Genomic DNA, 23,375 nt, shown 5'->3' with positions numbered 1-23,375 from the left:
CCGGCTCTCAGTTGCCCGTTTTGCGAATTGCGGACGGCTCGACGTTTACCCGAACCGCACCCTGAAAAGTAATGATGCGTCCCTTATCCGTTATCTTGAGCGACTGCGCAACAATGGACGCCTCGTTCGCCTTGATGGCGACGGGCTTGTCGGTGGCCATGCTCCCGCCCTTGATGTCGAGATTGGCCGACTGGAAGCTGGCGTCGATGCCGGTCGAGAGTTTGATGGTGAAGGGTTGGTCCATGTTGAGCAGGTCGGCCGAGCGGTCGAAGATGCCGCTGAGCGCCTGGACCTTGGCAATGATCTTGTCATTCAGCGGCACCGCAGCGGCGATCGTCTCAAGCGCGATGATGTTCGGGTTCTTGATGTCCTGCAGTGCGCGTTCGGCGCGCATCGAATAGCTGATGCCGTCTTCGTTTCGGCCGGCGATCGCCGGCTTTTCCATCACCACCTTGCCATTCTCGATCTTGGCCGAGGCGATCTTCAGGTTCTCCGGCAGGTAGGCCCGCACCACGGAGACGCCGATGAAGGCGAGCGAAACAATGAAGGCACCGATCGGCAGCAGGATCTTGAGGCGCTTGACCCGCTGGGAGTGGTTGACGGCTAGGCGATAGGCGTCGCCGGCCGGCAGGCGGCCGGCAGTCGTCGCACTTTCATTGACAGGGTTCGACATGCGTGAGGCCTGTTCGGGTTCGCCCGCCCGGAAACGCTTTGGGTGGATTTCGAGCGTCATTTCGCATTATTGCATTCGCTTGCCAATATGAAAACTGCGCGCGCGAATTCAAGGGATGGCCAGCCGGCCGCTTTCAAGAGGCGGCCACGGAGACCAATTGCCGCCACGGCTTGCGTGCCAGTTGTCGCAACGCGACCACGACGGTTGATTATCGCGGCGCATTGTGGTGTTTTACGGACGGTCGCTCGGGCCGTACGGACCCGTTAAGTTGTTCCTTGACGGTCCTTTTTCGGTTTGGCACCTTTGGGCCGTTCAGGGTTTCATTCAAATTTTTCAGGGGGCGCGCGTGATCAAGTCGGAACTGGTGCAGATTGTCGCGGCGCGTAATCCGCACCTCTACCATCGCGACGTCGAAAATATCGTCAACGCCGTTCTGGATGAGATCACCGACGCCCTTGCTGCCGGCAATCGCGTGGAGTTGCGTGGTTTCGGGGCATTCTCGGTCAAGAATCGCCCGTCGCGCTCTGGTCGCAATCCGCGGACCGGCGAGACGGTGTTCGTCGAGGAGAAATGGGTGCCCTTCTTCAAGACCGGTAAGGAGCTGCGCGAGCGTCTCAATCCGGGAATGGCCGACGAAGGCGATGATTGAGCCCCGGTCCGGCGCTTGAAAGGCGGCGGAAGGTGCTTAATTGGAATGGCAGCCTGCCGCGGGTGAACAGTCTCAGCGGCAAGGCTACGTGAGGAGTGAGTTCGCTATGGTCAAGAAAATTATCGCCCTGGTCGTCCTCGTGCCCCTGGCGATCGTTCTGATCGTGCTCTCGGTCGCCAATCGTCAGGCCGTGACCCTGGCTCTCAATCCCTTCAGGCCCGACGATGCCGTCCTGTCCGTGACAGCGCCCTTCTTCGTCTTTCTTTTCCTTGCCGTGATCGTCGGATTGCTGCTGGGCTCGGCGGTGACCTGGCTCGCGCAGGGCAAGTATCGCAAGAAGGCCCGCGCGGAATCGCGTGCGGCGGTGCGCTGGCAGGCGGAGGCCGATCGCCACAAGACCCGCGCCGAGGAAATTGCCGGCCGTGGCCTGCCGCAGATTCCGGCGAAGTAACCGGGCCGCAGGGTCCACTCACCTCAAGATTCGAAAGCGCTTTCCCGCCCCGCCCCGGGATGCTATGGCGTTTCGCTCTCATTTCAGGACGGAAAAGCGGGATCTAGCGTGAAGAACAAGGAACGCCGGCCGATGCAGAAGGCATCCGCCGGAAAAGCCGGAAAGCCCGGTGGGCCGAAGGGTGGTGCACGGAACGCGGAAAAGGCCGGGTCCTTCAAACCGCGCAATGACCGTCATGGCGATGCCGCACCCCGTTCGGTGAGGGCCGCCGAAGCCGCGAGCCCCGCGGACACCAAAGGCGATGCTGCGGCAGAACCCGCGCGCACGCTTACGATCCGCAGTGGCGAGCGCCCGGCCGAGCGCGTTCCGGTGATCCTCGAGTCCCATGGAGCCGGCGATTTTCACCTGATCGACAGTGGCGAAGGGCTGAAGCTCGAGCAATACGGTCCCTACCGGATCGTGCGCCCCGAGGCCCAGGCGCTCTGGCCGCGCGCCCTTCCGGCGCATGTCTGGGAACGGGCGGACGCGATCTTCACCGGCGACACGGACGAGGACGGCATGGGCCGTTGGCGGTTCCCGCGCGAGGCACTCGGCGAGACCTGGCCGCTGTCGCTGCTCGGCATTGATTTCCATGGCCGTTTCACCGCTTTTCGCCATGTCGGCGTGTTCCCCGAACAGATCGCCCACTGGAGCTGGATGAAAGAGCGGATCGAGACCGCGAATCGACCGTTGAAGGTGCTGAACCTCTTCGGTTACACCGGTGTCGCCTCGCTTGTCGCGGCTGCAGCCGGCGCCGAGGTCACCCATGTCGACGCGTCCAAGAAGGCCATCGGCTGGGCTCGCGAGAACCAGACGCTGAGCCGTCTCGACAAGGCGCCGATCCGCTGGATCTGCGACGACGCCATGAAGTTCATCCAGCGCGAGGAGCGTCGCGGCCACCGCTACGACATCATCCTGACCGACCCTCCGAAATTCGGGCGTGGCCCGAACGGCGAGGTCTGGCAGCTCTTCGACCATCTCCCGCTGATGCTCGACATCTGCCGCGAACTTCTGGCGCCGAAGGCGCTCGGCCTTGTGCTGACGGCCTATTCGATCCGGGCGAGCTTCTACTCGATCCACGAGCTCATGCGCGAAACGATGCGCGGCAAGGGCGGCACGGTCGAATCCGGTGAACTGGTGATCCGTGAGGCAGGCCTGGACGGAAAGACGCCGGGGCGTGCGCTCTCCACCTCCCTTTTCAGCCGCTGGGTGCCGAAATGACCGACGACTACAGACACGAAGGCGCCCGCCGCGTCGGGCAGGTCAAGGAAATCACCAGCCTTGCCAACCCGATCATCAAGGACATCAAGGCGCTGACGCTGAAGAAGGCGCGCGACGAAACGAAGAGCTTCATGGCAGAGGGCCTGAAGCTGGTGATCGATGCGCTCGACCTCGGTTGGACGATCCGAACGCTGGTCTATGCGAAGGCGGCCAAGGGCAAGCCCATGGTCGAGAAGGTCGCGGCCCGGACGATCGCGTCCGGCGGCCTGGTTCTCGAAGTCAGCGAAAAGGTGATGTCGTCGATCACCCGGCGAGAAAACCCGCAGATGGTGGCGGGCATCTTCGAGCAGCGCTGGGCGGCATTGAAGGAAGTTCGCCCGTCCGGGACGGAGACCTGGGTGGCGCTCGACCGCGTACGCGACCCGGGTAATCTCGGAACCATCATCCGCACCGCCGACGCCGCTGGCGCCTCGGGCGTCATTCTCGTCGGCGACTGCACCGATCCGTTTTCGCTGGAGACGGTGCGGGCGACCATGGGATCGCTGTTCGCCGTGCCTCTGGTCAAGACGACGCCGGCCGACTTCCTGCGCTGGAAGAAGGATTGCGGAGTCCGCCTCGTCGCAACGCATCTGGCAGGCGCCGTCGACTACCGGACCATCGATTATCGCAGCAAGCCGGTCGTGCTCATGATGGGCAACGAGCAGTCCGGTCTTCCCGATGACCTTGCCGCAGCGGCCGACTCTCTTGCCCGCATTCCGCAGACCGGCAGGGCGGACTCGCTCAATCTCGCCGTGGCGACAGGGGTCATGCTGTTCGAGGTGCGCCGCCATCTCCTCGTGCTTGACAAGCCGCAATGAACGACATGCTCGCGCCCTTCAGTCGGCCGCTTCCGGCGGCAATCTTCATTCTGGTCGCGCTCATGCTCGATCAGGTCATCAAGCTGGCGGTCGAGGTCTATCTGCCGATGCACGAACTGGTGCCGGTGATGCCGATGTTGGCCCTTTACCGCACCCACAATCTCGGTGTGGCCTTCTCGATGCTGTCGGATGCCGACGGATGGTTCATCGTCGCCCTTCGGGTTGCGATCGTCGCCTTCGTTCTGTGGCTGTGGCGCCGGACAGGCGACGGGCACCATATCGCCCATCTCGGCTTCGCGATGATCATCGCCGGTGCGCTCGGCAACATCATCGACCGGTTCGTCTATAGCCATGTCGTCGACTACATCTTATTCTACACCCGCACTTGGTCTTTTGCCGTGTTCAATCTTGCCGACAGCTTCATAACCGTTGGAGCGGGCCTTATTCTTTTGGACGAGATACTGGCGCATCGCCGGTCGAAGGCCTAAAATGTCGCAAATCAGGCGTCAGACGGCGCCGGCGGCACAGATTGGATGGAGGTTCTTCTTCGTGGAGATGTCGTCTGTCTGTCACCTTGTTGTCGCAACGACGTGTTTAAAGGCCTTGAAACGCAATTCGGACGAGTCGCTATGAGCATTGAACTTTTGGATCGTGGGTCCCTGGTTGATGGTGGCGCGACGTCCGCTACGGAGGCTGTCGGCTCGACCGAGGGGCTTCTGGGGCGCATCGGCAACCTGGAGACCCGGCTTGCCCGCAACGATCGTGAAATCGATGCCGCACAGGCCGTCCGCTATCGTGTGTTCGTCGAGGAGATGAACGCGCAGATCGCGCCGGATGCCGCGCGCCGCAAGCGTGACGTCGATGCCTGGGACGCGGTTTGCGACCACTTGCTTGTCGTTGACCGCTCCCTCGAGGGCGACGCGGAAGACCAGATCGTCGGCACCTACCGACTGCTGCGCCATGAAGTGGCTCGCGCCCATGGCGGCTTCTATTCCGCGTCCGAATTCGCCGTCAACGAACTGATGGCCCGCCATCCGGGCAAGCGTTTCATGGAACTCGGCCGCTCCTGCGTACTGCCGGAATACCGGACCAAGCGCACCGTTGAACTGCTGTGGCAGGGATGCTGGGCCTATGCGCTGATGCATCGCGCCGACGCGATGTTCGGTTGCGGTTCCTTCCCGGGCATTCGTCCGGAGGAGCATGCCCTGGCGCTCTCCTTCCTTCACCACAACGCGGTCGCACGCGGGGAGTGGGCGGTGAAGGCGTTGCCGGAACTCTATCGCGAAATGGACCTGATGCCGGTCGAGGCGGTCAATCCTCGCAAGGCGTTGTCGGCCATGCCGCCCCTGATCAAGGGCTATCTGCGGCTCGGCGCCATGGTCGGTGAAGGCGCCGTCGTCGATCATGCCTTCAACACCACCGATGTGTTGATCGTGCTGCCGATTTCCAGCATCTCCGATCGCTACCGCAACTACTACGGCGCCGACGCCGGCCGTTTCGCGAGCTGATCCGACGCTTCCAGCGCCTCGCCCGCCGCTGTTTTCACGCGGCGGGTTTTCTTCGGTTTTCAGTGATATTTTCACCTGCGCGTTCAGGCATGAGCGGCAGGTCCGCCAGCCTTCGCTGGTCCATGGCGGAAATCGCCGGATGGGATAGCGGGTCGCGCGACCAGTCGCGCGTCGCATCCGAAAACAGGCGCCCGGAAAATCTACTAATAGAGAAAAACTTCAGCATGGCGCATTCTCCAGCTGGTTGGTCCGGCGAAGCCTCGGCGTACGAGTGCTGCTATTTTGGATCCTGAGTATCTATGCGCCTGGAAGTTCGCCCCCACAATTGAGTTCTGCAATTGATGGCTATAGAAAAACTATATGAAAAACCTCAATCTGGTTCATCTGAATGGACTTCGTGCCGTGGAAGCCGTCGGGCGCCTTGGTTCCTTGCCGGCGGCGGCCGAGGAGATGGGCGTCTCGGTGGGTGCGGTCAGCCAGCAGGTGATCAAGGCCGAGCAGCAGTTGCGCCACAAGCTCTTCGACCGCCAGCCGAAGGGCATGGTGCCGACGGATGCCGGGGTGCAGATCCTGCCCCGGCTTGCGGAGGCTTTCCGTCTCTTGTCTGGCGCGGTCGCTTCCGCCCATCACCGCAATGACGACGTGCTGACGATTTCTGTCGCGCCCGTCTTCGCCGCGCGGTGGTTGGTCTATCGGCTCGGCGCCTTTTCCGAACGCCATCCGGAGATCAGCCTGAGGCTCGACGCATCGACCCGTCTGGTCGATCCGGCAACGTCCGACGTCGATCTCTGTATCCGTGTCGGCAAGGGGCAATGGCCGGGAACGCAGGCGGAACTCTTGCTGGAGCAGCGGATCTTCCCGGTTTGCGCGCCGGCCCTCGCCGAACCTCTGTCGAGCCGCAAGGCGCTGCTGGCCCTGCCTGTGATCATCGACGGACATGCGATGTTCAGCTGGGATCTGTGGCTGGACGCCGCCGGGCTTTCAGGCCGCGCCGTCAACACGCGCCATGTCTTCAACGAGGCGTCCCTCTGCCTCGATTCCGCGATCTCGGGGCAGGGCGTCATGCTGGCCTGGCAGATCATCGCGTCGCATGCCATCCGCGCGGGACAGTTGACGGTCCCCTTCGGTCCATGGGTCCGCACCGGAGACGGTCACTATCTCGTCACGGCGGAGGGTGCCCGGAAAAACGCCAAGGTCGATGCCTTCAAGGCCTGGATCCGCGAGGAACTGGATCGCGACATGGTGGCCCTGGAAGAGGTGATTGGCGGAAAGGTCGCCCCGCCGCCCGGTTGACCGGTTGACGGGGCGCCGGTTCGGTTCAGGTCCCGGCATTGTAGGCGGCAATGGCCGCCATGTTGACGATGTCGGTGTCCTTTGCCCCGATCTGGGCAATCTGCACCGACTTCTCGAGACCGACGAGAAGCGGGCCGATCACGGTCGAGCCGCCAAGTTCCTGAAGCATCTTGGTCGAGATCGACGCTGAGTGGATGGCGGGCATGACGAGCACGTTTGCCGTACCCGACAGGCGGCAGAACGGATACTGCTCCATGCGGTGGGCGTTGAGGGCGACGTCGGCGCCCATTTCCCCGTCATATTCGAAGTCAACGCGGCGCTTGTCGAGGATCTTCACCGCTTCGCGCAGGCGCTCGGAGCGTTCGCCCGTGGGGTGGCCGAAGGTCGAATAGGCGAGAAGCGCCACCCTCGGCTCGTAGCCGAGGCGATGGGCAAGCCCCGCGGCCTCTTCGGCGATGTCGGCAAGCTCTTCCGCCGTCGGCATGTCGTGGACCGCCGTGTCGGCGACCAGCACGGTGCGGCCACGTGTCAGCGCGAGCGATACGCCGATCACCCGGTGGCCGGGCTGCGGGTCGATGCAACGGCGGACATCCTCAAGCGCCGTCGAATAATTGCGGGTCGTGCCGGTCACCATCGCGTCCGCGTCGCCGAGCGCCACCATGCAGGCGGCGAAGTGGTTGCGGTCCGTGTTGACGAGGCGCTGGCAGTCGCGCAGCAGGTAGCCTTTGCGCTGCAGGCGCGAGTAGAGATATTCGGTATAGGCCTCGACCCGGGTCGAGACGCGGGCATTGACCACTTCGATGCCCGGACGGTCGAGGTCGATGCCGGCGCGTTCGGCCGTCTCCTTGAGCGGCGCATCACGGCCGAGCAGGATGGCCGTGCCGAGCCCCTGGTTGGCAAACGAGATCGCCGCACGCATCACCTGTTCCTCCTCGCCTTCGGCAAAGACGACGCGTTTCGGCTGGCTGCGGACCCGCTCGTAGAGGCGCTGCGTGGTCGCGGCGATCGGGTCGCGGCGGGCCGAAAGCTCCCGGGCGTAGGCGTCGAGATCGTCGATCGCCTTGCGCGCGACGCCCGTCTCCATGGCCGCCTTGGCGACCGCGACCGGAATGGCGGAGATCAGCCGCGGGTCGAAGGGAACCGGAATGATGTACTGGGCGCCGAAGCGCGGACGATTGCCCTGGTAGGCGGCAGCGACGTCGTCCGGCACATCCTCGCGCGCGAGGCTCGCCAGCGCCCGGACGGCGGCGATCTTCATCGCGTCGTTGATCTGCGAGGCGCGGACATCGAGCGCGCCGCGGAAGATGTAGGGAAAGCCGAGCACGTTGTTGACCTGGTTCGGATAGTCCGACCGGCCGGTTGCCATGATGGCGTCGTCGCGGATCTCGGCGACCTCTTCCGGCGTGATTTCCGGATCGGGGTTCGCCATGGCGAAGATGATCGGATTGGGTGCCATCGAGCGGATCATGTCCGCGGAAAACGCCCCCTTCTGCGACAGGCCGAGCACCACGTCGGCGCCTGCCATGGCCTCCGTCAGCGTCCGTCTGTCGGTCTTGACCGCATGCGCCGACTTCCACTGGTTCATGCCCTCGGATCGGCCCTGGTAGATCACGCCCTTGGTGTCGCAGAGAATGATGTTGGCCGGATTGAAGCCCATCGCCTTGATCAGCTCGATGCAGGCGATCGCCGCCGCGCCCGCGCCGTTGCAGACGAGCTTCGTCGTCTTGAAGTCGCGCCCGGTCAGTTCCAGTGCGTTGATCAGGCCGGCGGCGGCGATGATCGCGGTACCGTGCTGGTCGTCATGGAAGACCGGGATGTCCATGATCTCGCGCAGCCGCTGTTCGATGATGAAGCAGTCGGGCGCCTTGATGTCCTCGAGGTTGATGCCGCCGAAGGAGGGGCCGAGATAGCGCACGCAGTTGATGAATTCCTCGACATTCTCGGTGTCGACCTCAAGGTCGATCGAATCCACGTCGGCAAAGCGCTTGAAGAGAACGGACTTGCCCTCCATCACCGGCTTGGAGGCCAGCGCACCAAGATTGCCGAGGCCGAGGATTGCCGTGCCGTTCGAGATGACGGCGACCATGTTGCCACGCGTGGTGTAATCGTAGGCCGTTGCGGGATCCGCGGCGATCGCCTTCACGGGCACGGCGACGCCGGGCGAATAGGCGAGCGAAAGGTCGCGCTGTGTCGCCATCGCCTTCGTCGGCGTGATCTCCAGTTTGCCCGGACGACCCTGTGCGTGAAAATCGAGCGCTTCCTGTTCCGTGACGGACGTCTTGCTGCGTTCGTTGCGATCCCTGCTTGCCATGTTCCCTCGAAGCTTGTTGTGGGCAGCCTTCCCATGGCTGTCCTTGGTGGTTGTTTTTGCTTGGCCAAGGTCGTTAGTGTTGCACGACTTCTTTTTCAAGAAAACTTTAGACAGTGACGATCAACAGCACCCCCACGAACGAGGTCCTGAACGCCGCCGAGCTTGCCTCGGAGGAAAGTCGCGCTTCCGCGACCCCGATGATGGAACAGTATATCGAAATCAAGGCCAACAATCCGGGCAGCCTGCTGTTCTACCGGATGGGCGACTTCTACGAACTGTTCTTCGAGGATGCGGTGGAGGCATCGCGTGCGCTGGGCATCACACTTACCAAGCGTGGGCAGCACCTCGGTCTCGATATTCCCATGTGCGGCGTGCCGGTCCATGCGGCCGACGACTACCTGCAGAAGCTGATCTCGCTCGGCTTCCGCGTCGCTGTCTGCGAGCAGGTCGAGGATCCTGCAGAAGCCAAGAAACGCGGCTCCAAGTCGGTGGTTAAGCGCGACGTCGTGCGCCTCGTCACCCCCGGCACGCTGACGGAGGAGAAGCTGCTATCCCCCTCCGAGTCCAACTACCTGATGGCGCTCTCCCGTATCCGCGGCGGTTCGACGCCGCAGATGGCGCTCGCCTGGATCGACATCTCCACCGGCGTCTTCCGCCTGGCCGAGACGAACGAGACGCGGCTCCTCGCCGACATTCTGCGGATCGAGCCGCGCGAACTCATCGTCGCCGACACGCTGTTCTTCGATCCGGAACTGAAGCCGGCCTTCGATGTCCTCGGCCGCGTCGTGGTGCCCCAGCCGGCCGTCCTGTTTGACAGCGCGACAGCAGAGGGTCGCATCGCTCGCTATTTCGGCGTGGGAACCCTCGACGGCTTTGGCAGCTTTTCGCGCGCCGAGACGGCGGCGGCGGCCGCAGCGGTCGCCTATGTCGAAAAGACCCAGATCTCCGAGCGCCCGCCCCTCGGGCTTCCGGAGCGGCAGAGCGCCGCCTCGACCCTCTTCATCGATCCGGCGACCCGCGCCAATCTCGAGCTTGTGAAGACGTTGTCGGGTGATCGCAACGGTTCGCTCCTGAAGGCGATCGACCGCACCGTGACGGGGGGAGGCGCCCGTCTTCTCGCCGAACGGCTGATGTCCCCGCTGACCGACCCGGACGCCATTGGGCTCAGGCAGGATGCGGTTGCCCTGATGCTCTCGGAGCCGTCGCTCGCCGACGGCCTGCGTGATGCGTTGAAGCGGGTGCCGGACATGCCGCGTGCGCTGTCCCGCCTTGCCCTCGACCGCGGCGGGCCGCGCGATCTCGGTGCCATATTGCACGGCCTGTCGGCCGCGCACGAGGTCGGCCGCCTCCTGGCTTCGATCCCGCTTCCCGCAGAGCTTTCGGATGCCCTTTCCGACATCGCCACCCTCCCGCGCGAACTCGGGGAACTCCTGGCCGCGATGCTGGCCGACGACCTGCCGCTCCTCAAGCGCGACGGCGGTTTCCTGCGCGAAGGCGCTGTACCGGAGCTCGACGAGGTGCGCGCGCTGCGCGACCAGTCGCGCCGCGTGATTGCCGGGCTGCAGCTGCAATATGCCGAAGAGACCGGCATCAAGTCGCTGAAGATCAAGCACAACAACGTGCTTGGCTACTTCATCGAGGTGACGGCCGGCAATTCCGGCACGATGACCGAGGGCGAGGCGGCGAAGGCCCGCTTCATCCACCGCCAGACCATGGCGAGCGCGATGCGCTTCACGACGACCGAACTCGCCGACCTCGAAAGCCGCATAGCAAATGCCGCCGGCCAGGCACTGTCGATCGAACTGGAGGCCTTCGACCGCATGACCGCCGCCGTCGTCGGCGCCGCCGAGCCGATCAAGGCCGCCGCCCGGGCACTGGCCGCGATCGATGTCGCCGCGGGTCTTGCCGCGCTCGCCGAGGAGCAGGGCTATTGCCGCCCGCTGGTCGATAACAGCCGCATGTTCTCGATCGTCGCCGGTCGCCACCCGGTGGTCGAGCAGGCACTTCGCCGCCAGGCGGCGAGCCCCTTCATCGCTAACGATTGCAACCTTTCTCCCTCGGAGGGCGGCTCCGACGGCGCGATCTGGCTTCTGACCGGCCCCAATATGGGCGGTAAGTCGACCTTCCTGCGCCAGAACGCCCTGATCGCCATCATGGCCCAGATGGGTTCCTTCGTGCCGGCGGGCTCCGCCCACATCGGCGTCGTCGACCGGCTCTTCTCGCGCGTCGGGGCCTCCGACGACCTGGCTCGCGGCCGCTCGACCTTCATGGTGGAGATGGTCGAGACGGCGGCGATCCTCAACCAGGCCGGCGATCGTTCCCTCGTCATTCTGGACGAGATCGGCCGTGGAACGGCGACGTTCGACGGGCTCTCGATCGCCTGGGCGGCCGTGGAGCACCTGCACGAGGTCAACCGCTGCCGTTCACTGTTCGCCACCCATTTCCATGAACTGACCGTGCTGTCGGAAAAGCTGGACCGGCTGTCCAACGTCACCATGCGGGTCAAGGAATGGGACGGCGACGTGATCTTCCTCCATGAAGTCGGCCCCGGTGCCGCCGACCGTTCCTACGGCATCCAGGTGGCGCGCCTTGCGGGTCTCCCGGCCTCCGTAGTGTCGCGCGCCCGTGATGTGCTCTCTCATCTCGAAGACGCCGACCGCAAGAATCCGGCAAGCTCGCTGATCGACGACTTGCCGCTTTTCCAGGTCGCGGTGCGCCGCGAAGAGGCGCGGAAATCCGGTCCCTCGAAGGTCGAGGAGGCCTTGAAAAGCCTCGATCTCGACGACATGACGCCGCGTCAGGCGCTCGATGCGCTCTATGATCTGAGGAAACAACTTGGCAAGTCTTGACGGCTAATATCCCTGTCCAACGTACCGCAAAGGCGCTATAGCGCCATCCGTCTCCGGTCCGGAAGCGGCCGGCCAGCCAGGAAAGCAAGCCGCAGTAATGGCCAAACTCGACATTGAATACGGTGAACTGCTCGACGTCGCCGCTCTGAAGGCTGAATGCGAGGCAGTCGCCCGCAACCACGCAGGCCACCTCCTCGATATCCGCGCCGGCGTTCTGCCGATCCTCAAGAAGGCCAGTGCCGACGGACGGGAAGTCGCGCGCACCCGGCTTTTTGCCGACGGCAGCGGTATCGACTGCGCGCGCCGTATTTCCTGGATCCAGGACCAGTTGATCTCGGTGATCTTCAATCTGGTCGTGACCCATGTCTATCCCGACAATGCAGGGCAGATCGGGGTTGCGGCAGTCGGTGGCTATGGTCGCGGCACGCTGGCGCCGGGCTCGGACATCGACCTGCTGTTCCTGATGCCGCCGAAGATCAGCGGCAACATGCACAAGGCGGTGGAGTTCATGCTCTACCTGCTGTGGGACATTGGCTTCAAGGTCGGCCATGCGACCCGGACCATCGACGAATCCATTCGCCTTTCGAAGAGCGACATGACGATCCGCACGGCCATTCTCGAAGCGCGCTTCGTCTGCGGCCGGGAAGAGCTTGTCACCGAACTGGACCGCCGCTTCGACCAGGAAGTGGCGAACGGCACCGCGCCGGAATTCATTGCCGCCAAGCTCGCCGAGCGCGACGAACGCCACCGCAAGGCCGGCGACAGCCGGTATCTGGTCGAGCCCAACGTCAAGGAAGGCAAAGGCGGTCTGCGCGACCTGCAGACGCTGTTCTGGATCGCCAAGTACAAGTACCACATTCGCGATGCTGCCGATCTGGTGCGTCTCGGCGTCCTGTCTCGCCATGAATGGCATCTGTTCCAGAAGGCAGACGATTTCCTTTGGGCGGTTCGCTGCCACATGCACTATCTGACCGGCAAGCCGGAGGAGCGCCTCTATTTCGACATCCAGCCGGAGATCGCCCGCAGCCTCGGTTACCAGCCGCGGCCCGGCCTGTCGGCAGTCGAGCGCTTCATGAAGCACTACTTCCTCGTCGCCAAGGACGTCGGCGACCTGACGCGCATTTTTTGCGCGACGCTCGAGGAGCAGCAGGCGAAGGCCGCTCCCGGATTGACGGGCGTGCTCGGCCGCTTTGCCAACCGTCCGCGCAAGATCCCCGGAACGCCGGAATTCATCGAGGACCGCGGCCGCATCGCGATTGCCGACCCGGACATCTTCAAGCGCGATCCGGTCTCGATCATGCGCCTGTTCCATGTTGCGGACCTGAACGGTCTCGAATTCCATCCCGATGCGCTGAAGGCGGTGACGCGGTCGCTCTCGCTGATCGACAACGACTTCCGCGAAAGCGAGGAGGCGAACCGCCTGTTCCTCGCCATTCTCACCTCCCGCAAGGATCCGGGTTTCATGCTCCGGCGGATGAACGAGGCGGGCGTGCTCGGGCGTTTCATTCCCGAATTCGGCAAGATCGTCTCGATGATGCAGTTCAACATGTATCATCACTATACCGTCGACGAGCATCTGATCCGCACCGTCGAGGTTCTGGCCGAGATCGAGAAGGGCAAGTCCGAGGAGATCCATCCGCTCTCCGCCAAGGTGATGCCGAGCATCGAGGATCGTCAGTCTCTCTATGTGGCCGTGCTGCTCCATGACGTCGCCAAGGGGCGCCAGGAGGACCATTCGATCGCCGGGGCCAAGGTGGCACGCAAACTTTGCCCTCGGTTCGGGCTCAATGCCAAACAGACCGAGCTGGTCGCCTGGCTGATCGAGCAGCATCTCCTGATGTCAATGGTCGCCCAGACGCGCGATCTTCACGACCGCAAGACGATCACCGACTTTGCCGATACCGTGCAGTCGCTCGAGCGCCTGAAGATGCTGCTGGTGCTGACGGTCTGCGACATCCGCGCCGTCGGTCCGGGTGTGTGGAACGGTTGGAAGGGCCAGCTGTTGCGCACGCTCTACTATGAAACGGAGCTGCTGCTTTCCGGCGGCTTCTCGGAGGTCTCCCGCAAGGAGCGCGCCAAGCATGCGGCCGAGATGCTGACCAAGTCACTCGGCGACTGGAGCCAGAAGGACCAAAAGACCTATACCAAGCTCCACTACGAGCCGTACCTGCTCTCCGTCGCGCTCGAGGATCAGGTTCGCCACACCCATTTCATCCGGCAGGCAGACAAGGCAGGCCAGGCGCTGGCGACCATGGTCAGGACGCACTCCTTCCATGCCATCACGGAAATTACCGTTCTGTCGCCCGACCATCCGCGCCTGCTGTCGATCATTGCCGGCGCCTGCGCCGCAGCGGGCGCCAACATTGCCGACGCGCAGATCTTCACCACGTCGGATGGCCGCGCCCTCGACACGATCCTCGTCAACCGCGAGTTCCCGATCGACGAAGACGAGATGCGCCGTGCCGCGACGATCGGCAAGATGATCGAGGACGTGCTGTCCGGCCGCAAGCGGCTGCCGGAGGTGATCGCGACCCGCAGCAAGGGCAAGAAGAAGAACAAGACCTTCCCCGTCCAGCCGCATGTGACGATCTCGAACGCGCTGTCCAACAAGTTCACCGTCATCGAGGTCGAGTGCCTCGACCGCATCGGTCTGCTCGCCGAGATCACCGCCGTGCTGTCGGACCTGTCGCTCGACATCCATTCGGCCCGCATCACCACCTTCGGCGAGAAGGTCATCGACACGTTCTACGTCACCGATCTGGTCGGCCAGAAGGTCACCAACGAAAACCGCCAGGCCAGCATCGCTGCGCAATTGAAGGGCGTGATGGGCGAACAGAGCGACGAACTGCGTGACCGGATGCCGTCGGGCATCATCGCGCCGCAGGTCCAGCGCGCTGTGCCGGTGCAGAAGAAGGCCAAGGTCTGACCATGGGATTGGTGAAGAAGTTCATGACCGTCGGCGGCGCCACGCTTGGCAGCCGCGTCTTCGGTTTTGCCCGCGAGACTTTGATGGCGGCGGCGCTCGGCACCGGTCCGATGGCGGACGTCTTCTATGCGGCCTTCCGCTTCCCGAACCTCTTCCGCCGCCTGTTTGCCGAAGGCGCGTTCAACGCCGCTTTCGTTCCGCTTTTCGCCAAGGAAATCGAAGCGAACGGCGTCGAGGGGGCCAAACGCTTCTCCGAAGAAGTCTTCGGCGTACTCTTCTCCGTGCTGATGCTGATCACCATCGCCATGGAGCTCGCCATGCCGTTGCTGGTCGAATGGGTCATCGCGCCCGGTTTCTCGAACGATCCTGAAAAATTCTCGCTGACGGTGCGTCTCGCGGCTGTCATGTTCCCCTACCTGATGTGCATGTCGCTGACCGCGATGCTGTCGGGCATGCTGAACTCGCTGCATCACTTCTTCGCCGCCGCGATCGCGCCGGTCTTCCTCAATGTGATGATGATCGGCGCCCTGTTCTGGGCGCTCTACAGCGGTGCCGACCCGGCTGCCACGGCATGGTATCTCTCCTGGTCGGTGCTCGGCGCGGGCGTGCTGCAGATGGCGGTCGTCTATGCCGGCGTTCGCCATGCGGGCATGAGCATCGCCTTCAAGTTCCCGCGCTTCACCCCCAACGTGAAACGCCTGCTGATCCTCGCCGTCCCGGCGGCCGTTACCGGCGGGATCACGCAGATCAACCAGCTCATCGGTCAGGCGATCGCCTCCGGCAAGGAAGGCGCGATCGCAGCTCTCCAATATGCGGACCGCATCTACCAGCTGCCGCTCGGCGTGGTCGGGGTTGCCGTGGGCGTGGTCCTGCTTCCGGAACTGGCGCGTGCCCTCAAGGGCGGCTTCATGAAGGAGGCCGGCAACCTCCAGAACCGCTCGATCGAGTTCGTGCTGTTTCTGACGCTGCCGGCGGCGGCGGCGCTCTGGGTGCTGTCGGACGAGATCATCCGCGTGCTCTACGAGCGCGGCGCCTTTTCCGAGCAAAACACCGCCGTCGTCGCCGCGATCCTGGCGATCTACGGCATCGGCCTTCCCGGCTTTGTGATGATCAAGGCGCTGCAGCCGGGCTTCTATGCGCGCGAGGACACCCGCACGCCGATGCGTTTCACCGGTGTCTCGGTGGTCATCAACTCGCTCCTGGCGATCTCGCTCTTTCCGCTGCTGGCCGAGCGCGGTATCGCCGTCGCCGAGGCGGCGGCCGGCTGGATCAACACCGTCCTGCTCTTCGTGACCCTTCATCGCCGCGGGCATCTCGCCTGGGAATGGGCCTTGTTCCACCGTACGATGCGCCTGATCGTTGCTGCCGCAATCATGGCCGTAGCGCTCGCCTACCTGTCGGACTACTGGTCCGGCTGGCTGACGCCCGAATCCTCTCTCGTCCATCAGATGTCCGCGCTCGCCGGCCTGATCGCCGTCGCGATGGTCATCTACTTCGGTGTCGCCTTTGCCATCGGCGGCGCGAGCCTCGGCATGCTGCGGCGGAACCTGCAGCGCAAGGGCTGAAGCTGCGGCAGAAGACGTTTATCGTCTGTGGCAATGCGCCCAGGCGCGCCGCGGGCCGATGTCCACATGGACGAGGCCGTTGCAGTAGCGCCCGATGCCGCCAATGCCTGGCGCCGTCGCTGCCGCGGCGAGGATCCGCTTTTCCGAGACGCCCGGCACGCGGATGTCCGCTGCATAGCAGCGCGTGTGTTGCGAGCTGCCCGAGTGGGGGCGGTGTCCTGAAGTAATGACCGGTCTTCGCCCGGTTTGTTCTGCAATGTGCGCGAGTATGATGCGCAGTTTTGTTGGGAAGCAGCTCGCCCGAACGCTGACGCGTTGCAGGGTGTAGGCAGCGGTGTAATTGTATTTCAGCTTTGTAATCTGGGCCTTCTTGCGTTCACCGGCGTCGACGGTGGCATTGAGGCTTAGCGTCAAGAGGCAGGCAAGCGCGACGCGAAAAGTATTGCGCATGATATCCCTCCGAAAAGGACCGTTCGTCATGAAAGGTCTGACAGGATGCGGACGGGTATTTCATTTCGAAAAATGACATCAATAAGGAGAGATTTGCTCAATAATATGAATGTGTTGCCGAAATACTTAATATTGATTAAGGAATTCGTGCCGAAGTGCTGCTTACGGGGTAGCGTGACCGGACGGGTTAGCCGCCCGTTGGCCGGCCCACGAAGCTCTTGATTGTCGGCTGCGCGCCGTGCATAAGCCGCAACGTATTTCGATCGAGAGATCGGGCCCTCCACCAGCCTGTTGAGGACAATCATGGGTGAGTTCAAGCCGCTGGTTTTTTCCGGCGTTCAGCCGACCGGCAACCTCCATCTCGGCAATTATCTCGGCGCGATCCGCAAGTTCGTGGCGCTGCAGGAACATCACGACTGCATCTATTGCGTCGTTGACCTGCATGCCCTGACCGCCCAGCTGGTCCACGACGACATGCCGGGCCAGATCCGCTCGATCACCGCGGCCTTCCTCGCGAGTGGTATCGATCCGAAGGCGCATATCGTCTTCAACCAGTCGGCCGTGCCGCAGCATGCCGAACTCGCCTGGATCTTCAACTGCGTCGCCCGCATCGGCTGGATGAACCGCATGACGCAGTTCAAGGACAAGGCTGGCAAGGACCGCGAACAGGCCTCGCTCGGCCTCTACGCCTATCCGAGCCTGATGGCCGCCGACATTCTCGTCTATCGTGCCACGCATGTGCCGGTCGGCGAGGACCAGAAGCAGCACCTCGAGCTTACTCGCGACATCGCCATGAAGTTCAACCTCGACTTCATGGAGCACATCCGCCGCACCGGCCTCGGTACGGACATCACGGTCGGCGACGAGCCGGTACACGCCTATTTCCCGATGGTCGAGCCGCTGATCGACGGCCCCGCGCCCCGCGTCATGAGCCTCAAGGACGGCACCAAGAAGATGTCGAAGTCGGATCCGTCCGACCTATCGCGCATCAACCTGATGGATGACGCCGAAGCGATCTCGAAGAAGATCCGCAAGGCCAAGACCGATCCGGACGCGCTCCCGAGCGAGACGGAAGGCCTGAAGGGTCGCCCGGAAGCCGACAACCTGGTCGGCATCTTCGCGGCCCTGTCGGATCGCACCAAGGAAGACGTGTTGAACGAATTCGGCGGTCAGCAGTTTTCGGTCTTCAAGCCCGCGCTCGTCGAACTCGCGGTGGACGTCTTGTCCCCGGTCAACGGCGAGATGCGCCGCCTGATGGGCGACACCGCCTACATCGACAGCGTCCTTCGGGACGGCGGCGAAAGGGCGCGCGCCCGGGCCGAAAAAACCATGAAGGAAGTCCGCGACATTATCGGTTTCGTACAGTAAAGTCGCGCGAAGCAGGGCGGCTGGGGTGACGGATCCAGCCGCTTTCATGGCAAGATCAACAGTCCGCCGGCGGGGTCCCAGATGGTTTCAACGCGCCTGTCACGCCTTGAGGGTCACCGCCGCAAGTTTATGGCGGTGATCGACAATACGCCGGAATGCTCGCGGGCCGTGCACTATGCCGGTCGCCGCGCCAAGAATTCGAACGGCGGCCTCGTCCTGATCTATGTGATCCCCGAAGGCGATTTCCAGCAATGGCTTGGCGTCGAGGAGATCATGCGCGCCGAGGCGCGCGAGGAGGCGGAAGCCGTTATGGCGAAGGCTGCGCAGACGGTGCGTGAAACCATCGGCATCGAACCGGAAATCGTCATCCGCGAGGGCAGTTCCGCCAGCCAGATCAACGCTCTGATCGAGGACGACCGCGACATCGCGATCCTGGTTCTGGCCGCCGGTTCGACCAAGGAAGGGCCGGGGCCTCTGGTGTCGATGATCGCCGGTCGCGGCGCCGCCTTCCCGATCCCGGTCACGGTCCTACCCGACTCGCTGACCGACGAGGAGATCGACGCTCTCTGCTGATCCGCAATGCGGCTATCGTCAAATACAGGCTTGAAGGGCGACCCGTTCGAGCCTATTTTCTTTTGAAGAATTCTAAATTGAACGGCGGCCCTTGAACCCGCCCGGAGGTTCCCATGTTCATTCAGACCGAAGCCACGCCGAACCCGGCGACCCTCAAGTTCCTGCCCGGAAAGGTGGTCATGGAAACCGGCACCGCCGAGTTCCGCGATGCCGAAAGCGCGTCCGTTTCCCCGCTCGCCGCCCGTATCTTCTCCATTCCCGGCGTGACCGGCGTGTTCTTCGGTTACGACTTCGTCACCGTGAGCAAGGACGGCCCGGAGTGGCAGCACCTGAAGCCCGCCATCCTTGGCACCATCATGGAACATTTCATGAGCGGCGCGAAGGTCATGGGGTCGGCCGCCGTCGCCAATGACGAGGACGGTGACGAGGAATTCTTCGAAGCGGGCGACGAGACCATCGTCGCGACCATCAAGGAGCTGCTGGAGACCCGCGTTCGTCCTGCCGTCGCCCAGGATGGCGGCGACATCACCTTCCGCGGTTTCAAGAACGGCAAGGTCTATCTCAACATGAAGGGCGCCTGCTCCGGTTGCCCGTCGTCGACCGCGACGCTCAAGCACGGTGTGCAGAACCTTCTGCGCCATTTCGTGCCCGAGGTTCAGGAAGTCGAAGCGGTCTGACGGACCGCGGGCGGGGAGCAGGGACAGGGAATGATTGTTCTGGCGATCGATACGGCCGGGGTCGATTGTTCCGCGGCCGTCTATGATGGAAGCGCCCGCCGCCTCGTCGGCGTGGCGACTGAAAACATCGGCCGTGGCCATGCTGAAAAGCTGATGGCGACGATCGATACGGCCCTGGCCGAAGCGGGGCTGGACCTTTCGGCAATCGAGCGTGTGGCGGTAACCGTCGGTCCCGGTTCCTTCACCGGCATCCGTGTGGGGGTTGCGGCCGCCCGGGGGCTGGCCCTTTCCCTCGGCATCGATGCCGTCGGGATCCCGACGCTCGAAGCGATCGCCGACGCCGCGGAAAAGGACGGCCAGCCATTTCTGGTCGCCATGGATGCCAAGCGCGGCGAGGTCTATCTCCAGCAGTTTCAAGCGGATGGCACGCCGGAAGGCGAAGCCTGCATCGCCTCCGTCGAGGCGTTCGCCCGGTCGGCGAGCGGCCTCAGGGTCATCGGATCGGCCGCGGCACTGCTTTCCGATCCGGCGGCGCTCACCGAGACAGACCGTTTCCCGATTGGCGTCGTCGCGCGTCTCGGAGCCGTGGCGAAAGCTGCGGGCAAGCCCAAACCCCTATATTTGCGGGGACCCGATGCCAAGCCGCAGGCGGGGTTTGCCGTACTCAGGGCGTGAAATCGATGCTGGACAGCTACTTCAACAGAAAACCCGAATTCGAAATCGTGCCGATGGCCGCCGAGCACTGTGCGGCGGTGGCTGGGTTGCATGCCCAGCGCTTTTCCAAGGCGTGGAACGACGGTGAATTCCTCAGCCTGCTTCTGCAGCCGAATTCCTTCGGCTATGTCGTCTGGCAGACCAATGCGCTGATCTTCAAGGCGCCGCTCGCGGGCTTTGTCCTCGCACGCGAGACGGCCGGCGAGGCCGAGATCCTGACCATCGCGGTTCACGAGAAGTTCGGCCGCTTCGGCCTGGGCTGGCGCCTGATGCAGGCGGCAATGCGCGAAGCCGGCGGGCGGGGCGGCGAGGCGATGTTCCTCGAAGTCGACGACGGCAACGAGCCGGCTCTCGGGCTTTACCGCAAGCTCGGCTTCCAGAAGGCCGGCGAGCGTCCCGCCTACTATACCGATGCGAGCGGCCGGCGTTCCTCGGCGCTTGTCATGCGTCGCGATCTTCGATAGTTGCCTCTGTCATAAGACCGACATGCGCGGGATCCATGTGCCATGAGCGAAGAACCGAAATCGCTGGAAGCTTTGTGCGTTGAGCGCGGCATGCGCATGACCGAGCAGCGGCGTATCATCGCGCGCATCCTCGAGGACTCTGCGGATCATCCCGATGTCGAGGAACTCTACCGGCGCTCCGTGAAGATCGACGCGAAGATCTCGATCAGCACTGTCTACCGCACGGTGAAGCTCTTCGAGGATACGGGCATCATCGAGCGTCACGATTTCCGCGACGGCCGCTCCCGCTACGAGACGGTGCCGGAAGAGCACCACGATCATCTGATCGACCTGAAGAACGGTACGGTCATCGAATTCCATTCGCCGGAGATCGAGGCGCTCCAGGAGCGCATTGCCCGCGAACACGGCTTCCGCCTTGTCGATCATCGCCTCGAACTCTACGGCATTCCGCTCGCCAAGGACGAAGGCTGACGCATGCGAAGGGCAATGAGGGGCGAAGCGTGATCAACGGGCTCAGGATCGCCCTCGCTCTGTCCTTCATTGCGGTCATGACACTGGTCCTGGCGCCGCTGCAACTTCTCGCGCTTCGCTTCGACTGGAAACTGCGGCGACGACTACCGCGCGTCTGGCATTCCGTAACCTGCCGGCTGATCGGCATCCGTATCAACATCCACGGCACGCTGGAGCGGCACCGCCCCTTGATGATCGCAGCCAACCACGCCTCTTGGAAGGACATCCTGGTTCTCGGAGCCTTGGCCGACGTCGTCTTCATCGCCAAGACGGAAGTGGCCGACTGGCCGCTTTTCGGAACGCTCGCAAGGTTGCAGAAGAGCATCTTCGTCGTCCGTGAACAGAAACGGCGGACGGGCGATCAGGTGAGCGAGATCGCCGAGCGCATGGCCGATGGCGAGATCGTCGTCCTGTTTCCCGAGGGTACCACGTCGGACGGCAATCGCATGCTGGAGGTGAAGACCTCGCTGTTCGGTGCCGCCGCCGCCGCACTTCCCCTTGCGCCGCAGGGGGTCGTCTACGTCCAGCCGATCGCGATCGCCTACACGCGTGTTCATGGACTGCCGATGGGGCGCTACCACCGTCCGCTCGTCGGATGGCCCGGCGACGTGGCCTTGGTGCCGCATCTGATGGGCGTGTTGAAGGCGGGCGCCATCGACGTCGACGTCAGCTTCGGCGAGGTCGTGGAGTATCGTGAGGGCGACAATCGCAAGCAGGTCGCAGGTCTCGTCGAACGCCGGATCCGCAACATGTTGCTCGATCATCTGCGCGGGCGGCATGCCCGTTCGGCCTGAGCGTTCATTTTTCGGTTTAATCCGGCCGGAAAAACCACTAAATAGCCGGCATGACCCAGGATACAGCACTGATTGACGCGACGGGCACGCCGGAGGACGCCGCTGCGGCGCCCGAGCGCAAGGTCTTCATCAAGACCTATGGCTGCCAGATGAACGTCTACGATTCCGGCCGCATGTCCGATGCGCTCGCCTCCGAAGGCTATGTCACGACTGACGACATGGAGGACGCCGATCTCGTCCTGCTGAACACCTGCCATATCCGCGAAAAGGCGGCCGAGAAGGTCTATTCCGCGCTGGGACGCCTGCGCGAGACGAAGAAGGTGCGCGCCGCCGAAGGCCGCGAGTTCATGATCGGCGTCGCCGGTTGCGTCGCCCAGGCCGAAGGCGACGAGATCGCCCGCCGCGAGCCAGCCGTCGACGTGGTGATCGGCCCGCAGACCTATCATCGCCTGCCGCAGGCTCTGCGCCGCGCCCGTATCGGAGAGCGGGTGGTCGACACCGAATATGCGCTCGAAGACAAGTTCGAGCACCTTCCGGACCCGACGAAGACGAAGGGCAGGGTGCGCAGCGTCACAGCCTTCCTGACCGTCCAGGAGGGCTGCGACAAGTTCTGCACCTTCTGCGTCGTGCCGTATACGCGCGGTTCGGAAGTCTCCCGTCCACTGCTCCAGATCGTTTCTGAAGCCGAGAAGCTCGTCGCCGATGGCGTGCGCGAACTCACCTTGCTCGGGCAGAACGTCAATGCCTGGCATGGCGTCGATGCTGCCGGCCGCGCGATCGGGCTCGGCGATCTGCTTTACCGTCTGGCGGAAATTCCCGGCCTTGCACGCCTCCGTTACACCACGAGCCATCCGCGCGACATGGATGATCGCCTGATCGAAGCCCATCGCGACCTGCGGATGCTGATGCCCTACCTGCACCTGCCGGTGCAGGCGGGCTCCGACCGCATCCTCAAGGCCATGAACCGCCGCCACAAGGCCGCGGAATACGTCGCCCTGATCGAGCGCATCCGCGCGGCGCGCCCGGACATTGCCCTGTCGGGTGATTTCATCGTTGGCTTTCCCGGCGAGACGGACGAGGATTTCCGGGCGACGTTGGATCTCGTCGAGACGGTCGGGTATGCCCAGGCCTATTCGTTCAAGTATTCGACCCGCCCCGGCACGCCGGGCGCCGATCTGCCCGATCATGTGCCTGAAGAGATCAAGGTCGAGCGACTGGCGCGGCTGCAGGAATTGCTGCTGAAACAGCAGCAGGAGTTCTCGCAATCCCTGATCGGTCGAACGATCGACTTGCTCCTCGAAAAGCCCGGACGCCTGCCCGGTCAGCTGATCGGGCGGTCTCCTTGGCTGCAGTCCGTGAATGTTGATGCAAATTCATCGCAAATCGGCGACATTATAAATGTACGAATCACCGCAGCCGGCCCAAACAGCTTGTTTGCCGAGGTGGCAGAGGGTTAGAGTGAGGGCCTGAACCTGATCATACA

The 23,375-nt window shown here is 63.5% G+C and carries 22 protein-coding genes; 18 read left to right on the top strand and 4 right to left on the bottom strand.

Features of this window, described 5'->3' with window-relative positions; translation table 11 throughout:
* Window positions 1-7 precede the first annotated feature (7 nt).
* A complete protein-coding gene (gene lptC / locus HHL25_RS13275) occupies window positions 8-673 on the bottom strand; it encodes an LPS export ABC transporter periplasmic protein LptC (protein WP_169591472.1) in 666 nt (221 codons plus the stop codon).
* A 328-nt stretch (window positions 674-1,001) separates the two neighbouring features.
* Here lptC and HHL25_RS13270 point away from each other — a divergent pair, with 328 nt between their 5' ends.
* The 6 genes from HHL25_RS13270 to HHL25_RS13245 all read left to right on the top strand — a co-directional run bounded on the left by HHL25_RS13270 (window position 1,002) and on the right by HHL25_RS13245 (window position 5,398).
* Window positions 1,002-1,322: an integration host factor subunit beta gene (locus HHL25_RS13270; protein ID WP_315853078.1), complete on the top strand. Its 321-nt coding sequence runs from the start codon at window positions 1,002-1,004 to the stop codon at window positions 1,320-1,322.
* 106 nt (window positions 1,323-1,428) lie between these two features.
* Window positions 1,429-1,773, top strand: a complete 345-nt coding sequence (locus HHL25_RS13265; RefSeq protein WP_169591468.1) for a DUF1049 domain-containing protein — start codon at window positions 1,429-1,431, stop codon at window positions 1,771-1,773.
* Between the two features lie 132 nt (window positions 1,774-1,905).
* Window positions 1,906-3,033: a class I SAM-dependent methyltransferase gene (locus HHL25_RS13260; RefSeq protein ID WP_169591464.1), complete on the top strand. Its 1,128-nt coding sequence runs from the start codon at window positions 1,906-1,908 to the stop codon at window positions 3,031-3,033.
* Window positions 3,030-3,890, top strand: coding sequence for a TrmH family RNA methyltransferase (locus tag HHL25_RS13255; RefSeq protein WP_169591460.1), 861 nt, complete (start codon window positions 3,030-3,032; stop codon window positions 3,888-3,890). The genes HHL25_RS13260 and HHL25_RS13255 overlap by 4 nt, the downstream gene beginning before the upstream one ends.
* A gap of 5 nt (window positions 3,891-3,895) precedes the next feature.
* Window positions 3,896-4,378, top strand: coding sequence for a signal peptidase II (gene lspA, locus HHL25_RS13250; RefSeq protein ID WP_390624515.1), 483 nt, complete (start codon window positions 3,896-3,898; stop codon window positions 4,376-4,378).
* A gap of 141 nt (window positions 4,379-4,519) precedes the next feature.
* On the top strand, window positions 4,520-5,398 hold the full coding sequence (locus tag HHL25_RS13245; RefSeq protein WP_169591452.1) for a GNAT family N-acetyltransferase: 879 nt from the start codon (window positions 4,520-4,522) through the stop codon (window positions 5,396-5,398).
* A gap of 34 nt (window positions 5,399-5,432) precedes the next feature.
* Here HHL25_RS13245 and HHL25_RS13240 read toward each other — a convergent pair whose 3' ends face one another.
* Complete coding sequence (locus HHL25_RS13240; protein ID WP_169591448.1) at window positions 5,433-5,624, bottom strand: hypothetical protein; 192 nt, start codon at window positions 5,622-5,624, stop codon at window positions 5,433-5,435.
* A 134-nt stretch (window positions 5,625-5,758) separates the two neighbouring features.
* Between HHL25_RS13240 and HHL25_RS13235 the strand changes: the two genes are divergently transcribed.
* Complete coding sequence (locus HHL25_RS13235; protein WP_169591443.1) at window positions 5,759-6,691, top strand: LysR substrate-binding domain-containing protein; 933 nt, start codon at window positions 5,759-5,761, stop codon at window positions 6,689-6,691.
* Between the two features lie 25 nt (window positions 6,692-6,716).
* Here the strand turns inward: HHL25_RS13235 and HHL25_RS13230 are convergent, their stop codons facing one another.
* Complete coding sequence (locus HHL25_RS13230; RefSeq protein WP_169591440.1) at window positions 6,717-9,002, bottom strand: NADP-dependent malic enzyme; 2,286 nt, start codon at window positions 9,000-9,002, stop codon at window positions 6,717-6,719.
* A gap of 113 nt (window positions 9,003-9,115) precedes the next feature.
* Here HHL25_RS13230 and mutS point away from each other — a divergent pair, with 113 nt between their 5' ends.
* The 3 genes from mutS (at window position 9,116) to murJ (ending at window position 16,342) form a co-directional block, all read left to right on the top strand.
* Window positions 9,116-11,851 carry a DNA mismatch repair protein MutS gene (mutS, locus tag HHL25_RS13225; RefSeq protein WP_315853075.1) on the top strand — a complete coding sequence of 912 codons (2,736 nt, stop codon included), beginning with the start codon at window positions 9,116-9,118 and terminating at the stop codon, window positions 11,849-11,851.
* 97 nt (window positions 11,852-11,948) lie between these two features.
* Entirely contained in the window at window positions 11,949-14,777 is a 2,829-nt protein-coding gene (locus HHL25_RS13220) for a [protein-PII] uridylyltransferase (protein ID WP_169591436.1), read from the top strand.
* Window positions 14,778-14,779: 2 nt separating this feature from the next.
* Entirely contained in the window at window positions 14,780-16,342 is a 1,563-nt protein-coding gene (murJ, locus tag HHL25_RS13215) for a murein biosynthesis integral membrane protein MurJ (protein ID WP_169591431.1), read from the top strand.
* A gap of 18 nt (window positions 16,343-16,360) precedes the next feature.
* Here murJ and HHL25_RS13210 read toward each other — a convergent pair whose 3' ends face one another.
* Window positions 16,361-16,792 carry a YcbK family protein gene (locus tag HHL25_RS13210; RefSeq protein ID WP_169591427.1) on the bottom strand — a complete coding sequence of 144 codons (432 nt, stop codon included), beginning with the start codon at window positions 16,790-16,792 and terminating at the stop codon, window positions 16,361-16,363.
* A gap of 303 nt (window positions 16,793-17,095) precedes the next feature.
* Between HHL25_RS13210 and trpS the strand changes: the two genes are divergently transcribed.
* From trpS to miaB, 8 genes are all read left to right on the top strand, one after another.
* Window positions 17,096-18,160 carry a tryptophan--tRNA ligase gene (trpS, locus tag HHL25_RS13205; RefSeq protein ID WP_169591424.1) on the top strand — a complete coding sequence of 355 codons (1,065 nt, stop codon included), beginning with the start codon at window positions 17,096-17,098 and terminating at the stop codon, window positions 18,158-18,160.
* An 81-nt stretch (window positions 18,161-18,241) separates the two neighbouring features.
* Window positions 18,242-18,733, top strand: coding sequence for a universal stress protein (locus HHL25_RS13200; RefSeq protein ID WP_169591421.1), 492 nt, complete (start codon window positions 18,242-18,244; stop codon window positions 18,731-18,733).
* A gap of 113 nt (window positions 18,734-18,846) precedes the next feature.
* Window positions 18,847-19,410, top strand: coding sequence for a NifU family protein (locus HHL25_RS13195; RefSeq protein ID WP_169591417.1), 564 nt, complete (start codon window positions 18,847-18,849; stop codon window positions 19,408-19,410).
* Window positions 19,411-19,440: 30 nt separating this feature from the next.
* Complete coding sequence (tsaB, locus tag HHL25_RS13190; protein WP_169591412.1) at window positions 19,441-20,085, top strand: tRNA (adenosine(37)-N6)-threonylcarbamoyltransferase complex dimerization subunit type 1 TsaB; 645 nt, start codon at window positions 19,441-19,443, stop codon at window positions 20,083-20,085.
* A 5-nt stretch (window positions 20,086-20,090) separates the two neighbouring features.
* A complete protein-coding gene (locus HHL25_RS13185; RefSeq protein WP_169591409.1) occupies window positions 20,091-20,588 on the top strand; it encodes a GNAT family N-acetyltransferase in 498 nt (165 codons plus the stop codon).
* Between the two features lie 42 nt (window positions 20,589-20,630).
* Window positions 20,631-21,059 (top strand): Fur family transcriptional regulator, encoded by a 429-nt coding sequence (locus HHL25_RS13180; protein ID WP_169591406.1) that lies wholly within the window; start codon window positions 20,631-20,633, stop codon window positions 21,057-21,059.
* 29 nt (window positions 21,060-21,088) lie between these two features.
* Window positions 21,089-21,892 (top strand): lysophospholipid acyltransferase family protein, encoded by an 804-nt coding sequence (locus HHL25_RS13175; protein WP_169591404.1) that lies wholly within the window; start codon window positions 21,089-21,091, stop codon window positions 21,890-21,892.
* 50 nt (window positions 21,893-21,942) lie between these two features.
* Window positions 21,943-23,349 carry a tRNA (N6-isopentenyl adenosine(37)-C2)-methylthiotransferase MiaB gene (miaB, locus tag HHL25_RS13170; protein WP_169591401.1) on the top strand — a complete coding sequence of 469 codons (1,407 nt, stop codon included), beginning with the start codon at window positions 21,943-21,945 and terminating at the stop codon, window positions 23,347-23,349.
* Window positions 23,350-23,375 lie beyond the last annotated feature (26 nt).

The organism is Rhizobium terricola (genome assembly GCF_012927355.1).
Lineage (GTDB): Bacteria > Pseudomonadota > Alphaproteobacteria > Rhizobiales > Rhizobiaceae > Allorhizobium > Allorhizobium terricola.
This window is presented reverse-complemented; position numbering and strand designations above follow the sequence as displayed.

Bases quoted from the DNA above. Each gene is read 5' to 3' on its own strand.
- lptC (WP_169591472.1), bottom strand. From the start codon at position 673: ATGTCGAACCCTGTCAATGAAAGTGCGACGACTGCCGGCCGCCTGCCG.
- HHL25_RS13255 (WP_169591460.1), top strand. From the start codon at position 3,030: ATGACCGACGACTACAGACACGAAGGCGCCCGCCGCGTCGGGCAGGTC.
- HHL25_RS13235 (WP_169591443.1), top strand. From the start codon at position 5,759: ATGAAAAACCTCAATCTGGTTCATCTGAATGGACTTCGTGCCGTGGAA.
- HHL25_RS13265 (WP_169591468.1), top strand. From the start codon at position 1,429: ATGGTCAAGAAAATTATCGCCCTGGTCGTCCTCGTGCCCCTGGCGATC.
- tsaB (WP_169591412.1), top strand. From the start codon at position 19,441: ATGATTGTTCTGGCGATCGATACGGCCGGGGTCGATTGTTCCGCGGCC.
- trpS (WP_169591424.1), top strand. From the start codon at position 17,096: ATGGGTGAGTTCAAGCCGCTGGTTTTTTCCGGCGTTCAGCCGACCGGC.
- miaB (WP_169591401.1), top strand. From the start codon at position 21,943: ATGACCCAGGATACAGCACTGATTGACGCGACGGGCACGCCGGAGGAC.
- HHL25_RS13195 (WP_169591417.1), top strand. From the start codon at position 18,847: ATGTTCATTCAGACCGAAGCCACGCCGAACCCGGCGACCCTCAAGTTC.
- HHL25_RS13245 (WP_169591452.1), top strand. From the start codon at position 4,520: ATGAGCATTGAACTTTTGGATCGTGGGTCCCTGGTTGATGGTGGCGCG.
- HHL25_RS13210 (WP_169591427.1), bottom strand. From the start codon at position 16,792: ATGCGCAATACTTTTCGCGTCGCGCTTGCCTGCCTCTTGACGCTAAGC.
- HHL25_RS13180 (WP_169591406.1), top strand. From the start codon at position 20,631: ATGAGCGAAGAACCGAAATCGCTGGAAGCTTTGTGCGTTGAGCGCGGC.
- HHL25_RS13240 (WP_169591448.1), bottom strand. From the start codon at position 5,624: ATGCTGAAGTTTTTCTCTATTAGTAGATTTTCCGGGCGCCTGTTTTCG.
- HHL25_RS13260 (WP_169591464.1), top strand. From the start codon at position 1,906: ATGCAGAAGGCATCCGCCGGAAAAGCCGGAAAGCCCGGTGGGCCGAAG.
- lspA (WP_390624515.1), top strand. From the start codon at position 3,896: ATGCTCGCGCCCTTCAGTCGGCCGCTTCCGGCGGCAATCTTCATTCTG.
- HHL25_RS13200 (WP_169591421.1), top strand. From the start codon at position 18,242: ATGGTTTCAACGCGCCTGTCACGCCTTGAGGGTCACCGCCGCAAGTTT.
- HHL25_RS13220 (WP_169591436.1), top strand. From the start codon at position 11,949: ATGGCCAAACTCGACATTGAATACGGTGAACTGCTCGACGTCGCCGCT.
- HHL25_RS13185 (WP_169591409.1), top strand. From the start codon at position 20,091: ATGCTGGACAGCTACTTCAACAGAAAACCCGAATTCGAAATCGTGCCG.
- murJ (WP_169591431.1), top strand. From the start codon at position 14,780: ATGGGATTGGTGAAGAAGTTCATGACCGTCGGCGGCGCCACGCTTGGC.
- HHL25_RS13230 (WP_169591440.1), bottom strand. From the start codon at position 9,002: ATGGCAAGCAGGGATCGCAACGAACGCAGCAAGACGTCCGTCACGGAA.